Below are 13,776 nucleotides of genomic sequence, written 5' to 3'. Positions count from 1 at the left end.
AGGACGGCACCATGCGAAGCGGGCTGAAGCGGAACTGGGCGGGTGTCGCGGTGGGCGGCCTGCTCGGCGCATGGCTGCTCGGCTGTGGCGGCTCGACGACGGAGGGCCTGGAGTCGCTGGAGCAGGGGACCGCGCCGCCCGAGTCCGCCTCCGTGGACCTGTCGAGCGCGGACCTCCGCACCCGCCTGGAGTCCATCGCGGGCCTCACGGTGCTGACCGACGTCGAGGTCAACGGCTTCCGCTTCTTCACGATGGACTACGAGCAGCCCGTGGACCACCTGCGTCCCTGGAGCACGCGTTTCCAGCAGCGGGTGACGCTGATGCACCGCTCGGAGACGGCGCCCATGGTGCTGGACACGGAGGGCACCGCCATCTTCGAGGAGCCCATCCCCGCCGAGCCCACGGACCTGCTCCAGGGCAACCAGCTCACCGTGGAGCACCGCTTCTACGGCGCGTCCAAGCCGGCCAGCATGGACTGGCGGAAGCTGACGATGTGGCAGGCGGCGGCGGATGCCCACCGGCTCGTCGAGGCCTTCAAGCCGCTGTACGGCGGGCGCTGGCTGTCCACCGGCGTCTTCAAGGGTGGCACCGCCGCCCTGGCCCACCGCTTCTATTTCCCCAGCGACGTCCACGCCACGGTGACCTATTCGGCGCAGCACAACCGGGGCCTCCATGACGCGCGTCACGGGCGCTTCCTCCTCACGAAGGTGGGAGACGCGGCCTGCCGCCAGCAGCTCGCGTCCCTCCAGTACGCCGCGCTGACCCGCCGCGACGAGCTGCTGCCCTTCATGGATGGCTACGACGCCCAGGGCTTCACCTTCAACACGCTGGGGAAGGACCGCGCCTTCGAGTTCGCCGTCATCGAGGTGCCCTTCATCTTCTGGCAGTACTACGGCATGGCGGGGACGTGTGAGGGGCTCCCCTCACCGGAGGCGAGCGCGGAGGAGCTCTTCGCCTTCTTCAGCTACGTCTCCACGCTGGAGTTCACCTTCTCCGACCAGGCGCTGGAGGAGTCGGCGCCGCTCTACTACCAGGGCGCCACGCAGATGGGCGGCCCGGGCTACCCGGAGCTGCACCTGCGGCCGTTGCTGCGCTACGCCGGTCAGCACCTCCCCACGCGCTTCCCGCCCACGGGCGTGCGCAAGCAGTACGAGCCGTGGACGGGGGGCATGCTGGAGGCGTGGACCCGCTTCGAGGCCAGGCGGGTGCTGCTCGTCTACGGCGCGCTGAGCCCCTGGTCCGCCAGCGCCTTCAGCACCACGACGGGCAACGACGCGTACCGCGTCATCGCCGATGACAGCGTCGGCTTCTTCGGCACGCTGAGCGCGCTGCCGGAGCCGCAGCGGAGCTTCCTGCTCGGGCGCCTGTCGGAGTGGGCGGACGCCCCGGTGCAGCTCCCGACGGGGATGGAGGCCCTGCGCCGCCGCGGGTCGAGCGACGCGCGCATGAAGGCCTGGCGCGCTCGGTAGCGGACGCGGACTTTTTGAGCTCAAACCATCCTTGGCGTCCGGGCGGCCGTGACTATCTTCCGCCGCACTTTCAGGGAGGGTTGAGCGAATGCTGAAGAACTTGCTGATGGCCGCGGCGCTGGGCGTTCTGGTGGTGGGCACGGGCTGCCACCGCAACACGCGGGAGAGCGCGGAGAGCGACGCCGAGCGCGCCGTGGACAAGACGGAGGACGCCGCGGAGGAGGCGGGCGACAAGATTGAGGACACGGCCGAGGAGGCCGGGGACGAAATCGAAGACGCCACCGACGACTGAGCGTGGTTTCGCGGGGGTCCGTCCCGAGCGGGCGGGCCGCCGCTGTTTTGACACCGGACCGGCTCCTCAGGCCGGGCTGGAGTCGATGATTTTCTTCGCGATGCCGAAGGAGAAGCCCGCACGGGCCAGCGCCGCGAGGTCCTTCTTCCGGTGCTCCTCCCGGGTGCCGGGCTGCTTGCGGAAGGGGCCCAGCCGCTTCTTGCGCGCCCAGATGCGCGCGGCGTCTTCCTCGGACACCTCGTGGGTGGCGTCAGCGACCTTCTTCGCCACGACTTCCGCCGGGACGCCCTTGAGGCGCAGCTTCTGGGCAATCATTCGCGTGCTGCGGCCCGAGGCGCGCAGCGACTGCGCCTTCATCTGGGCATAGGCCTCGTCGTTGAGCAGGCCATTGCGGACCAGCTTCGCGACCAGCGCCTCCACCCAGGCCAGCGCCTCGCCGCGCTCGCCGCCGTGGAACTTGAGGGAGCGGTCCACCCGGCGCAGCAGCACCCGCTGCAACTGGCTCTTCGTCGCCGCGTACCGCTTCAGGTAGTGCAGCGCCGCGTTCTCCAGATAGGTGGGGGACACCTTCCGGGGCCGCTTGGGCCCGCGCTCGTTATTCATGACGGATTCGGGTCTACCACCCAGGTCCGACGCCCGGAAGGAACGCCGGGAGGAGCGTGCGGCCCGTCAGTCGCTCCCTGACTGGTAGAGCGCGCACAGCGTGCCGGACGGGTCCTCGATGACGCAGAAGCGCCCCGCCTTGTCGGAGCCGCGAATCCTGCCTCGCACCTGGCCACCCATGGCCGTGACGCGCTCCAGGCTCTGCTCCAGGTCCGCCACGGTGATGTAGACCATCCACCCGGAGGGCATGTCCGCGTTCGGGCCGCGCGCGTGGCAGATGCCTCCAGCGGGCGTCTCGCCGCCGCCCGGGGGCATCATGATGAAGTCCTCGTAGCCGCCCATGTCCAGGCCGGTGGCGGACCAGCCCACCACGTCCTTGTAGAAGTCCCTCACCGCCACCGCGTCCTTCACCGTGAGGTCCATCCAGCCCACGCTGCCCACCGCCGGCTTCTTCATCGACACGCTTGTGCTCCTTTCGGGTTTTCCGCCCGCGGCTTCAGCCCAGCGACTTCAGGGACTCCGGCACCTGCCAGTCGGGCTTGAGGCGGGAGATGACCTTGGCCAGGTTCTCCTTGTCCTGGGCCTTCTCCAGCGCGGCCTCGGGCGTAATCACGTCGTCCTTCACCAGCCGCTCCAGGTGCATGTCCAGCGTCTGCATGCCCTGGCCCTGGCCCGCCTGCATCTTCGAGGCAATCTGGAACACCTTGCCCTCGCGAATCATGGAGGCGATGGCGGGCCCGCCCACCAGGATTTCCAGCGCGGCCACGCGGCCCTTGCCGTCCGCCGTCTTGATGAGCTGCTGGGCGACGATGCCCGCCAGGCTCTCCGCCAGCATGCCGCGCACCTGCTGCTGCTCGTCCGCGGGGAAGGCGTTGATGATGCGGTCGATGGTGGCCGGCGCGCTGTTGGTGTGCACCGTGGCGAACACCAGCACGCCGAAGCTCGCCAGCTGGAGCGCCAGCTTCATCGTCTCGTTGGTGCGCAGCTCGCCAATGAGGATGACGTTGGGGTCCTCGCGGCCCGCGGAGCGGATGGCCGTGGAGAAGCTGGACGCGTGCGGGCCCACCTCCCGGTGTGTCACCTGCGCCCGCATGGACTCGTGCACGAACTCCACCGGGTCTTCAATGGTGAGCACGTGCGCGGGCCGCGTCTTGTTGATGTAGTTGATCATCGCGGCCAGCGTGGTGGACTTGCCGCTGCCCGTGGGGCCGGTGACGAGCACCAGCCCGCTGCGGCGCTCCGACAGCTTGCGCACCACCTCCGGCGTCTTCAGGTCCTCCAGCGACAGCACCTTGCTGGGGATGGTGCGGAAGACGGCCGCCAGGCCCGTCATCTTGTTGAAGTAGTTGGCGCGGAAGCGGGCCTTCGTCCCGTAGCTGTAGGCGAAGTCCAGGTCCAGGTCCTCGACAATCTGCCGCTGCTGCTCCGGCGAGCAGATTTCGAAGAGCAGCGCCTGCAGCTCCGGCGCGGTGAGGGGCTGCTCGCGCAGCGGTACCAGCTCGCCGCGGATGCGGCCCATGGGCGGGTAGCCGATGCCCATGTGCAGGTCGCTGCCCTTCTGCTCCAGCAGCGCATCGAACAGGACAGCCAGACGGGGCGTCGTCATCTCAGGAGCCCTTCCTTCCCATCAGCGAGCCCATTTTACTGAGCAGCCGCGCGCTCTCCTGCTGCGTCTCCGGCGCGTTCACCGTGGCGCCGGCGCGCCTGCCCGTCACCACCGCCTCCAGCTCGTCCGGGTTGTCCGCGAAGCCCTTGGCGACGTCCAGCTTCACCTTCCCGGCGCGCACCAGGTCCGCCAGCGAGTCCTCGAAGCGGATGATGCCCAGGCTCTTGCCGCGCTGCTGGAGCGAGGGAATCTGGAACGTCTTGTTGTCGCGGATGAGGTTGCCCAGCGACACCGAGCCCGGCAGCACCTCCGCCGCGGCCACCAGCCCCTTGCCGTCCGCGCTCGGCATCAGCCGCTGGCTGACGATGAGCCGCAGGCCGCTGGACAGCGACAGGCGCACCTGCTGCTGGTCTCCCGGCGGGAAGAGGTCGATGAGCCGGTCGATGGTCTTCGCCGCGCTCGGCGTGTTCATGGTGCTGATGAGCAGGTGGCCCGTCTCCGCGGCGGACAGCGCCATGCGCACCGTCTCCGTGTCGCGCAGCTCGCCCACCACGATGACGTCCGGGTCCTCACGCAGGCTGCCCTTGAGCGCGCTGGCGAACGTCTTGGTATGCGAGCCCACCTCGCGCTGGCTGATGAGCGCGCGCTTGCGCGGGTGGACGAACTCCACCGGGTCCTCCACGGTGAGCACGTGGTGGGACGTCTCGCGGTTGATGAGGTCCACCAGGGCCGCCAGCGTGCTCGTCTTGCCGTGGCCGGACGGGCCGGTGATGACGATGAGGCCCTGGTGGTGGTGCGTGGCCTTGGCGATGTCCGCGGGCAGGCCCAGCGACTCCAGCGTGGGCACTTCCCGCGCAATCAGCCGGAAGGTGCCCTTGAGGCCGGTGCGCTGGCGGCTGACGTTGACCCGGAAGCGCCCCATCTCCGGCGTCTCCAGGGAGAAGTCACAGCTGCCCTCGCGCTCCAGCACCGGCCGCAGCCGCTCCGGCACCACCGGCAGCAGCAGCTTCTCCACCGTCGTCGCGTCCAGCACCGGGCCCTGCGCCGTCAGCTCTCCGGCGAAGCGGAAGAGGGGCGGGCGCTCCGCGATGATGTGTACGTCGCTGGCCAGGCCCCGGCGGCCTTCCTCCAGCAGCACGGCCAGCTCACGCCCCGCGCCCGTGAAGGTCCGGGCCGGCGCGGCCATGGGACGGGCCGCCGCGGGCTCGGGCGCACGGGCGGCCTGGGCCCCGGCGGGCTCGGGCGGGCGGTAGGGCTGGGGCGCGGCGGGCTCGGGCGCGCGGTATGCCGGAGCAGCGGCGGGCTCGGGGGCGCGGGAGGCCGGTGCCGCGGCCTGCACGGGCGCCGCGGCAGCGGGACGCGCGGCGGGCTGCGCGGGAGCAGGCGCCGCGGGGCGCGCGGTGGTGGCGGCGGCCCCCGCGTCGGCGGCCTTGCTGAGCCGCAGGTGGATGAGGTCCCCCCGCCGCATGGCGGCGATGGACAGGGAGCCCAGGCCGGTGGCGTTGACGGACCACTGAACCGGCGTCTCCGTGACGGTGGAGGCCCGGGCCACGCCCACCATCGCCTGCAGGGCGCGGGTGATGTCCTCGGCCGTGGCGGCGGAGGGGTCCACCGGCTCATAGCCGTTGGCGCCGCGGATCATCGGTGGACGGCCGGTGGCCAGGGTCAACTCGGTGACACCCGGACGCGACAGGTGCCGCAACAGTTCTGCGAGCGATTTCATGCGGGATGTCGGCTCAAGTCCGCGACTGCGCGCGGGCGCGGGGGAGCCGCAGGATAGACGACATCGCGAGGAAATCGGCCCCCCTTGTCCCGGGACTGCCCGCCTGCTTTCGGGCAGACGGAAATCGTCCGTGCCTGACGGAGACAGTCACCCGGAAGGAGGGGGGAGGGCGCTCCGGGACCCACCAGGGGGCCCGCTCGGAGCAGCGGGCGGGAGGAGGGCCTCCCGCCCGGAGGCAACACGTCCCGCGCGAACCTAGAGCTCGCGGGACATCAGGAGGCGGAGCTTCCCGGACTTCTTGGAGACCACCGTGGCCACCGTGGTGAAGCCTTCCTTCCGGTAGAAGCTCACCGCGGGCGAGTTGGACGGGTCCACCCGCAGGGCGATGGTCTTCCGGTACATGTCCCGGGCCGCCTTCAGCGCCTGCTCCAGCAGGATGTTGCCCAGGCCCTTGCGGCGCAGCTCGGACTTCACCACGATGTTGCGCAGGTACGCCGCGCCCGGAACCGGGCCGTCCCGCTCCACCGTGACATAGCCGACAAGCTGGCTTTGCAGCTTCGCCACATGGATGAAGGGCTTGAGCTGGGCCAGGGCCTTGAGGCTGTCCTCCTGCGTCTCACCCCGGCTCTTCCAGGGCTCGGAGCCGGCGCGCAGGTCCGCCACCGCCGTCATGTCCTCGTCGGTGGGCAGGCCGAACTTCACCGCCGCCATCAGGTCGTTGGGGAGGCCAGCCACATCCAGGACCGGTGCTGGGGCCACCTCCACGCCTGCGTCCACCTGCTTCATCGTCATCGCCTTGCTCCTCCGTCGAGTTGCGATCCTAACCGCTCCAGCGGCACCGGTGCACGCAGTCATTCCGCGCACATTGTCCCATGAAGTGAGGAGAGGCCCTCCTCTCCTTGGTGAGGAGCCGGATTTCGTCGAACCGGCCATGCGTTCAGCCCATTCCAAGGATGAGCATCGCTTCCACGCCTGGCACCCCGCCGGCCTTCCGTGCCGGGCCGCTTCCCACTATAAAAACCCGCAGTCGGGCGCGAAGGCGTCAAACTCCTCCGTTCGACCGTCAGCCAGAGCCCCACCTTGCAACTCAACCACGCCCAGCGAGAGCTGACGCTCAAGATCGTCTACTACGGGCCCGGGCTCAGCGGGAAGACGACCAATCTGCGTCACCTCCACGCGAAGGCGTCCCCGGAGGTGCGGGGGCGGTTGCTGAACGTGGAGACCCACGACGACCGCACCCTCTTCTTCGACCTGCTGCCCGTCTTCTTCTCCACGTCCTCGGGCTTCAAGGTGAAGGTGAAGCTCTTCACCGTGCCGGGCCAGGTCATCCACAACGCCACCCGGCGCATCGTCCTGCAGGGCGCGGACGCGGTGGTCTTCATCGCGGACAGCCGGCGCGGCGCCACGGCGGACAACAACGCCTACTGGCGCAACCTCCAGGAGAACATGAAGGAGAACAACCTGGACCCCAGCCAGGTCCCGGTGGTCATCCAGTTCAACAAGAAGGACCTGCCAGACGCGCGGACGGATGCCGAAATCGAGGAGTCCCGACGGCGAGGCGGCGAGGCGGTGGTGGGCGCGGTGGCCCTGCGAGGCGAGGGCGTCCTGGAGACCTTCCACGCGGTGGCGCAGGCCGCCTACCGGCGGCTCGACATGCGCGCCCACCTGGCGCGCAACCTGGGCCTGACGGAGGCGGAGTTCCTGGGACAGATTTTCCGGCGCATGGACCTCACTGGCACGGCGCTGGCCGCCATGTACGGGCGCGCGGCGGGTGAAGCGCGCAGCGGAGACGGGCGATGAACGGCGCGTCGGGCAACGGGGCGTCGGACGGCGTGGGCGCCTCGCGCCGGGAGTCCGTGCTCCAGCGGCGGCTGTCGCTGGCGGACATGCTGGACCTGCCCTCCTTCGTGGAGGTGGTGCGGAGCTTCAGCGAGCTGTACCGCGTGGGCATCAAGGTGATGGACACCGCGGGCGACAAGCTGGCCGACGTGAAGGTGGGGCACGGCGACTTCTGCTCGTACGTGTTCGGCTTCCCGGAGGGCCGCTCGCGCTGCACCGCCACGGTGGCCCGCGTGAAGGACGGACCGGTGGCCCCGGTGCAAAGCGCCCGGCCCGCGCGCGGTGACGGCGCGGAGGCCGCGGGCATCATCGCGCTGCCGTGCTTCACCGGCCTGCGCTATTTGGTGATGCCGGTGCGCTGGGAAGGCGACACGCTGGGCCGCGTCATCCTGGGCCCCTTCACGCCGGAGGAACTGGCGGACTTCCCGCAGTCGCTGACGGACATCTCCGGGGTGGACCTGTCGCGCGCGCACGAGCTGGTGGGCCGCGTGCGGCGCGTGCCCGAGCGCACCGCCGCGCAGGTGCTGGTGCACTTCGGGCAGGTGCTGGCCGCGCTGGTGGCCAGCGGGCAGCGCGCCTTCCTGGCGACGCAGCTCCACATCGAGGCGATGCTGGAGACGCACCGGGATTTGGAGGCGAACAACGCCCGGCTGGCGCAGGCCAACACCCGCCTGAAGGAGCTGGACCGGCTGAAGTCCACCTTCCTGGGCACGGTGAGCCACGAGCTGCGCACGCCGCTGGCTTCCATCATCGGCTACTCGGAGATGCTGGCGGAAGGCCTGGCCGGCGCGCTCAACCCGGAGCAGCTGCTCTACGTGCGCACCATCGTGGAGAAGGGCGAGTCGCTGCTCAACCTCATCTCCTCCATCCTGGACTTGAGCCAGATTGAAGCCGGGCGGCTGCGCCTGGTGATGGGCCCGGTGGATTTGGGCAGCGTCATCCAGACGGCGGTGTCCAGCGTGGCGCCCCAGGCGCAGCGCAAGGGCGTGGAGCTGGAGGTGCGCCTGCCGCCGCTGCCCCAGCCGCGCCTGGCCGCGGACGCGGACAAGCTGCGCCAGGTGGTGGTGAACCTGCTCGCCAACGCGGTGAAGTTCACCTCGTCCGGGGGCCGGGTGTCGGTGGTGATGTCGGAGGCCACCGCGCAGAAGGAGCTGGCCGCGCAGGGCTACCGCGTGAGCGTGGAAGACACGGGCATGGGCATCCGCGCGGACCAGTTCGAGAACATCTTCCAGAGCTTCTACCAGGTGGACGGCAGCTCCACGCGCGAGCACGGCGGGGCGGGGCTGGGGCTGGCCATCGTGAAGAGCCTGGTGGAAGGCCACGGGGGGCGCGTGTCCGTGGAGAGCGAGTTCGGCCGGGGCTCGCGCTTCACCGTGGTGCTGCCGCTCCAGCCGCCGCTGTCGGAGCATGGCGGCTTCTCCGCGCTGGCGCCCATGCCGTCGCCTGGCGGACAGGACCGCTTCTGACGCGGGCCGACACACCGGGGGGCTGAACTGAGTTCCCCGGGCGGAAGGGCTCCCGCGTATCCTCGCGCGCATGCTCTCCGGCCGCCCCCCCGCAGCTTCCTACGTACTCATCGACGCAGAGAACATCGACTGGGCTGTGTCCAACGTGGTGGGCCGCAAGCCCGAGTCCCAGGACCGCGTCCAGTTCGACCGGCTCGTGTCCTTCTGTGAGACGAACTTCCCGGCGCCCGTGCGCTGCGTGGTGGTGCTCAACGCCCGCGGCGAGCAGCTGCCGGACGTCATGATTGGCTTCGTGCGCGCGCTCAAGTCCGCCGGCTGTGAGGTGGCCCTCCTCTACGGCCGCCCCGACCAGAAGGTGGTGGACCTGGGCATCCTCAAGCTGCTGGAGAACATCCGCACCCAGCGCCCCGGCGCGGCGGTGGTGCTCGCCAGCCATGACGGCGCGGACTTCGCCGAGGCCCTCAAGCCCATGCTCGAGGAGAAACGCGAGGTGGCCGTGCTCGGCCTGCGCGAATACGTCAGCCAGCGCTTCCGGGAGCTCGTCCCCTCCGGGCTCAAGATTCTGGATTTGGAGTTGAACGCCAAGGTGTTCAACCGGCCCCTGCCGCGCATGCTCCCTGTCAACGTGGACGAGTTCGACCCGGGGCTGTTCCTGTAGCCAACCGCTCACCCATGCGCACGCCGCTGACGGCCGCGGCGTGTGCCTTTGGCCAGGGCGCGCCGCGCCGCGTGAGACTTTGGAGGTCACCGCGAAGGAAGGGATTGTGGCAAATCCTGTCACAATCCAGACGGCTCCTCAGAGGATGGGAAATCCTGGCATGTCCATTGAAGTGGGAAAGCCCGCTTCTTGGATTTCCCATGAAGCGTGAGGAGCCGTCAGATGCGTCTGCTTTGGAATTTTGGAACCCCCCTGTGGGCCGCCGTGCTCTCCCTCGCATTGCCCCTGGCGCAGGCCCAGGCGCAGGACTGTGTGAAGTTCCATGACCTGAATCACTGTGGCATCGGTGACGCCTATGTCAGCGTCACGGACGAAGGCGTCCGGATTGAGAATGGCGATGTGAGCGGCGAGTCCGGCGTCGTCATCCACACGGGCCTTGCCAGTCATTGGACCGCGGGCATCTTCAGCGAGAGCGACGCGCCCGAGCACGGGAAGATGCTGCTCTCCTCCGTGTCCGAGGGCTCCACGACGAGCACGGCGACTCTCGTGACGGAGGACGGGCGGGCCGCCTATTCCACCACCTTCACGGGCGCGGGCGAGGAGTCCACGCACTCCGCGCTCGTCTACTACCAGGGGCAGCTGCAGGGGGTGATGACGCGCCTCCACAACGGCGGGGTCAATGTCCTTGAGCCGCACGACCCCGTGACGCCGTGGCCGCCTCCGTCGCCGTCCTGCCGGCCGGCCTACCAGAGCTGGAACTCCTGCATGGATCAGTGCCAGGGCATGGGCTACTGGAGCTGCAACTATTGCTACACCCCGTGCGGCTATTCCTTCAACGTGACGCCCCGGGGCCAGTGCCAGTGGACCATCGACCTGGCGCATCCGTACGTGGAGCTCTCGGACGGCCGCGTCCTGCAGGCGGACCGGCTGGTCCTGAGCGAGGAGGTCCATGGCCCGACGAACTACCCGTACCTCGGCTTTGACGAAATCCACCTGCAGACGACGGCGAACGTGACCCAGATTGTCAGTGAGAGCGTCACGCCCGCGAAGCAGTAGTCATTGAAGTGTCTCCCCGGCTGGAAGTGGGGCTGTCGTCCGCTTCCAGCCGTTCTTCCTGAGGCGAGCCATGTTCCGTCATTCCTGGCGCTTGCCGGGCGCGAAGGCGCTTGGGTGGTGTGGATTTCTCCTGCTCGCCGCCGGTCCGTCCCATGCGGCGCCGCGCGCGCGCGAGGCGCTCTCGGGTGGGGCGACGACGGTCTTCGACGTCACGCCGAATGCCTATGGCCGTGCGCTGGGGAACCTGGACCCCGCGCGCTGGCAGCCCATGCTCGACGGCAAGGCGGTGTTCATGCGGGACTGGTACGCCCTGGCGGACGTGACGGCGGGCCCCTTCTCGAATGCCACGGGGTGTGGCTCCTGCCACTTCAAGGATGGCCGTGGGCGGCCCCTGCGTGAGCTGGGCGCAGAGGCGCCGCTGCTCGTCCGCTTGAGCGTGCCTTCGGAGGACTCGCCCGCGGGGCGCCACGAGCCCGTCTACGGTGGCCAGCTCCATGACCGCGCCATTCCGGGCGTCGCCGCCGAGGGCGAGGTCCAGGTCACCTATACGGACGTGAAGGGGAAGTACGCGGACGGGACGCCCTACACGCTGCGCCAGCCGCGCTATGACATCGCTCGATTGGGGTACGGGGAGCTGTCCGCGCAGGTGATGCTCTCGCCGCGCATTCCCTCGCCTGTGTTCGGGCTCGGCTTGCTGGAGGCCATCCCCGACAAGGCCATCCTGGCGCGGGCGGATGAGAAGGACCGCGACGGGGATGGCATCTCCGGCCGCCCAAACCGGGTGCGGACCGCCCGCGATGGCGCGGTTCGCCTGGGCCGCTATGGCTGGAAGGCCAACCAGCCCACGCTGGAGCAGCAGGTCGCCAGCGCCTTCTCGGAGGACCTGGGGCTCACTTCACCGCTCTATCCCGAGCGCAACTGCACACAGGCGCAGGCGCCCTGCCAGGCGCCGCCGTCCGCCAAGGGGCCCGCTTTGTCGGAACAGCAGTTGGCGCAGACGGTGCTCTACCTGCGCCTGATTGCGCCTCCCGCGCGCCGGGACGTGGCGGAGCCGGCGGTGGTGAAGGGGCGGGCGCTGTTCCAGAAGACGGGCTGCGCGGCGTGTCACCACGCGGAGTTCACCACAGGCACTGTCGAGGACGTGCCCGAGCTGTCCAACCAAAGCATCCGTCCGTACACGGACCTGCTGCTGCACGACATGGGGCCGGAGCTGGCGGATGGCCGCCCCGACGGTGAAGCGAGCGGCGCCGAGTGGAGGACGCCGCCCCTGTGGGGGCTGGGCCTGCTGGAGACGGTGAACCGTCAGGTGCGCATGCTCCATGACGGCCGCGCGCGCAGCTTCGAGGAGGCCATCCTCTGGCACGGGGGCGAGGGCGCCCGTGCCCGCGCGCGCTTCAAGGCCTTGAGCAAGGCGGAGCGCGAGGCGCTGGTGGCCTTCCTGCGCTCGCTTTGAAGGCGAGCGCAGGGGCCGTCGCCGTCAACTGTTGGCCATGGCGGTGCGGAGGCTGTCCAGGATGTAGTGTCGGAGCTCCTCGCTCGTCATCTCAGGCGTCTCCTTCAACTTCTTTTCGGCGAACTTCTTCCATTCGTTCAGCTCGTTGGGCGTCGGCTCGCTCGACGGCTGAGAGGGCCCGGCATAGTTGATGTAGATGAGCCACCCGTAGGCCGCCCTGATGTGGTCTTCGATGCTCTGCTTGGCGGGAGCGTTGGTCCCCATCTGCTCGCTGCGCATCGCGTCCTGGATGGCGTACTTGAGCTCCTCCGGAGAGATGTCCTTGTTCTCCTTCTTCTTCTCGTTGGCGAAGGCGCGCCAGCGCCGCATCTCCTCGGGCGTGGCGTCGCGCTCCTTCCCCTCGTAGCAGAAGGACACCCACTTGACGGCGTCCTGGATGAACTTGTCGATGTTGGCGCTGCCCGTGCTGTCCATGCCCGTCGCCTTCACGCGGATGGCGTCCTGGATGGCGAACTTGAGCTCCTCGGGCGTGAGGTCCGGGTTCGCCTTCTGGTGCTTCCGGGCGAAGTCGCGCCAGTGCGCCAGCTCCTCGGCGGTGGGTTTGCGCTCCTTGCCCTCGTAGCACTGGGTGACCCACTTGACGCCGTCCTCGATGAACTTGTCGATGTTCTTCGGAGTCGCCTCACCGGTCCCCGTCATCTTCGCGCGCATGGCGTCGGTGATGGCGTACTTGAGGTTCTCGGGCGTGATGTCTGGGTTCTTCTTCACCTGCTCCTGGGCGAAGGCGCGCCACTCCTTCAGCTCCGCGGGCGTGGCCTCGCGCTCCTTGCCCTCGTAGCATTGGGTGACCCACTTGACGGCGTCCTTGATGAACTTGTCGATGTTCTCCGGGGTCACCGCGTCCGTCCCCAGGACCTTCGCCCGGACGGCGTCGATGATGGCGTACTTGAGCTCCTCCGGGGTCGTCTCCGGATTCTTGCGCATCAGGTCGGCGGCGAAGTCGCGCCAGTGCCGCAGGTCCGCCTCCGTGGGAGGGGGCGCCTTCTCGTCGTAGCACTGGGTGACCCACGCGATGGCCTCGGAGATGAACCTGTTGGTGTTCGCCGGCGAATGGGCGTCCAGCCCGTCCCGCTCCAGGCGCAGCTTGTCCTGGATGGCGTAGCGGACCTCATCGGCGGTGATTTTCGGGTTCTTGTTGCGGAGCTCCCGTGCGAAGTCCAACCACTTGGAGCGCTCGGGACCGCTCGGCCAGCGGTCGCCCTCGAAGACATTCCGGTAGGCGTCGGCGACGCAGGCCGCCAGGCGCTCATCCTTGAGCGGGCCCAGGGCGGAGGGGAGAATCTCCTTGCCGAAAGGGGGCTGCGGGGTACCCGTCGTCCCCGGGGCCTGGGCGGCGAAGGTGCTCGCGGGGGCCGCCTTCGTCACGCTCTGCGTTGGAAGGACGGAGCCGAGCAGGTCCACCCATTGCTGGGTGCCGACGTCCTTCGTGCCCGCGGGGCGCGTCTGGGTTTTGGGCGTGGAAACGAAAGGCAGCCGCTCGCCAATCTTTGGCATGAACTCCCCCAGGAGATGGAAGACCCAATCCTTACGTTGTCTTGGAATGGTGCGAAA

13 protein-coding genes are annotated in these 13,776 nt (G+C 69.2%); 7 read left to right on the top strand and 6 right to left on the bottom strand.

The features are described from left to right. Positions 1-11 precede the first annotated feature (11 nt). Both KGD87_RS22550 and KGD87_RS22545 read left to right on the top strand, forming a co-directional pair. Entirely contained in the window at positions 12-1,469 is a 1,458-nt protein-coding gene (locus tag KGD87_RS22550; protein WP_284662471.1) for a S28 family serine protease, read from the top strand. Positions 1,470-1,557: 88 nt separating this feature from the next. Then, entirely contained in the window at positions 1,558-1,761 is a 204-nt protein-coding gene (locus KGD87_RS22545) for a YtxH domain-containing protein (RefSeq protein WP_163781805.1), read from the top strand. Positions 1,762-1,827: 66 nt separating this feature from the next. On the opposite strand, the gene KGD87_RS22540 is transcribed toward KGD87_RS22545, so the two are convergent. The 5 genes from KGD87_RS22540 to KGD87_RS22520 form a co-directional block, all read right to left on the bottom strand. Beyond that, positions 1,828-2,364, bottom strand: a complete 537-nt coding sequence (locus KGD87_RS22540) for a regulatory protein RecX (RefSeq protein ID WP_176413156.1) — start codon at positions 2,362-2,364, stop codon at positions 1,828-1,830. A gap of 66 nt (positions 2,365-2,430) precedes the next feature. After that, positions 2,431-2,820 (bottom strand): VOC family protein, encoded by a 390-nt coding sequence (locus KGD87_RS22535; RefSeq protein ID WP_284668682.1) that lies wholly within the window; start codon positions 2,818-2,820, stop codon positions 2,431-2,433. Positions 2,821-2,860: 40 nt separating this feature from the next. Continuing rightward, positions 2,861-3,970 carry a type IV pilus twitching motility protein PilT gene (locus tag KGD87_RS22530; RefSeq protein WP_163781809.1) on the bottom strand — a complete coding sequence of 370 codons (1,110 nt, stop codon included), beginning with the start codon at positions 3,968-3,970 and terminating at the stop codon, positions 2,861-2,863. A gap of 1 nt (position 3,971) precedes the next feature. Beyond that, positions 3,972-5,693: a type IV pilus twitching motility protein PilT gene (locus KGD87_RS22525; RefSeq protein ID WP_284662470.1), complete on the bottom strand. Its 1,722-nt coding sequence runs from the start codon at positions 5,691-5,693 to the stop codon at positions 3,972-3,974. Between the two features lie 255 nt (positions 5,694-5,948). Then, positions 5,949-6,485: a GNAT family N-acetyltransferase gene (locus tag KGD87_RS22520; RefSeq protein ID WP_284662469.1), complete on the bottom strand. Its 537-nt coding sequence runs from the start codon at positions 6,483-6,485 to the stop codon at positions 5,949-5,951. Positions 6,486-6,773: 288 nt separating this feature from the next. Between KGD87_RS22520 and KGD87_RS22515 the strand changes: the two genes are divergently transcribed. The 5 genes from KGD87_RS22515 to KGD87_RS22495 all read left to right on the top strand — a co-directional run bounded on the left by KGD87_RS22515 (position 6,774) and on the right by KGD87_RS22495 (position 12,165). Further along, positions 6,774-7,493 (top strand): GTP-binding protein, encoded by a 720-nt coding sequence (locus KGD87_RS22515; RefSeq protein WP_176415644.1) that lies wholly within the window; start codon positions 6,774-6,776, stop codon positions 7,491-7,493. Beyond that, positions 7,490-8,998: an ATP-binding protein gene (locus tag KGD87_RS22510; protein ID WP_284662467.1), complete on the top strand. Its 1,509-nt coding sequence runs from the start codon at positions 7,490-7,492 to the stop codon at positions 8,996-8,998. Before KGD87_RS22515 ends, KGD87_RS22510 begins: the two co-directional genes overlap by 4 nt. 70 nt (positions 8,999-9,068) lie before the next feature. Next, complete coding sequence (locus tag KGD87_RS22505) at positions 9,069-9,656, top strand: NYN domain-containing protein (protein ID WP_176415646.1); 588 nt, start codon at positions 9,069-9,071, stop codon at positions 9,654-9,656. 222 nt (positions 9,657-9,878) lie between these two features. Continuing rightward, positions 9,879-10,712 (top strand): hypothetical protein, encoded by an 834-nt coding sequence (locus KGD87_RS22500; protein WP_284662463.1) that lies wholly within the window; start codon positions 9,879-9,881, stop codon positions 10,710-10,712. 70 nt (positions 10,713-10,782) lie between these two features. Further along, on the top strand, positions 10,783-12,165 hold the full coding sequence (locus KGD87_RS22495) for a di-heme oxidoreductase family protein (RefSeq protein WP_284662462.1): 1,383 nt from the start codon (positions 10,783-10,785) through the stop codon (positions 12,163-12,165). Between the two features lie 24 nt (positions 12,166-12,189). On the opposite strand, the gene KGD87_RS22490 is transcribed toward KGD87_RS22495, so the two are convergent. Next, a complete protein-coding gene (locus KGD87_RS22490) occupies positions 12,190-13,719 on the bottom strand; it encodes a hypothetical protein (RefSeq protein ID WP_284662460.1) in 1,530 nt (509 codons plus the stop codon). Positions 13,720-13,776 lie beyond the last annotated feature (57 nt).

This window comes from Myxococcus sp. SDU36, assembly GCF_030168875.1.
Classification (GTDB): Bacteria; Myxococcota; Myxococcia; order Myxococcales; family Myxococcaceae; genus Myxococcus; species Myxococcus vastator.
The sequence above is the reverse complement of the archived record's forward strand: the minus strand, read 5'-3'. Positions and strand labels throughout refer to the sequence as shown.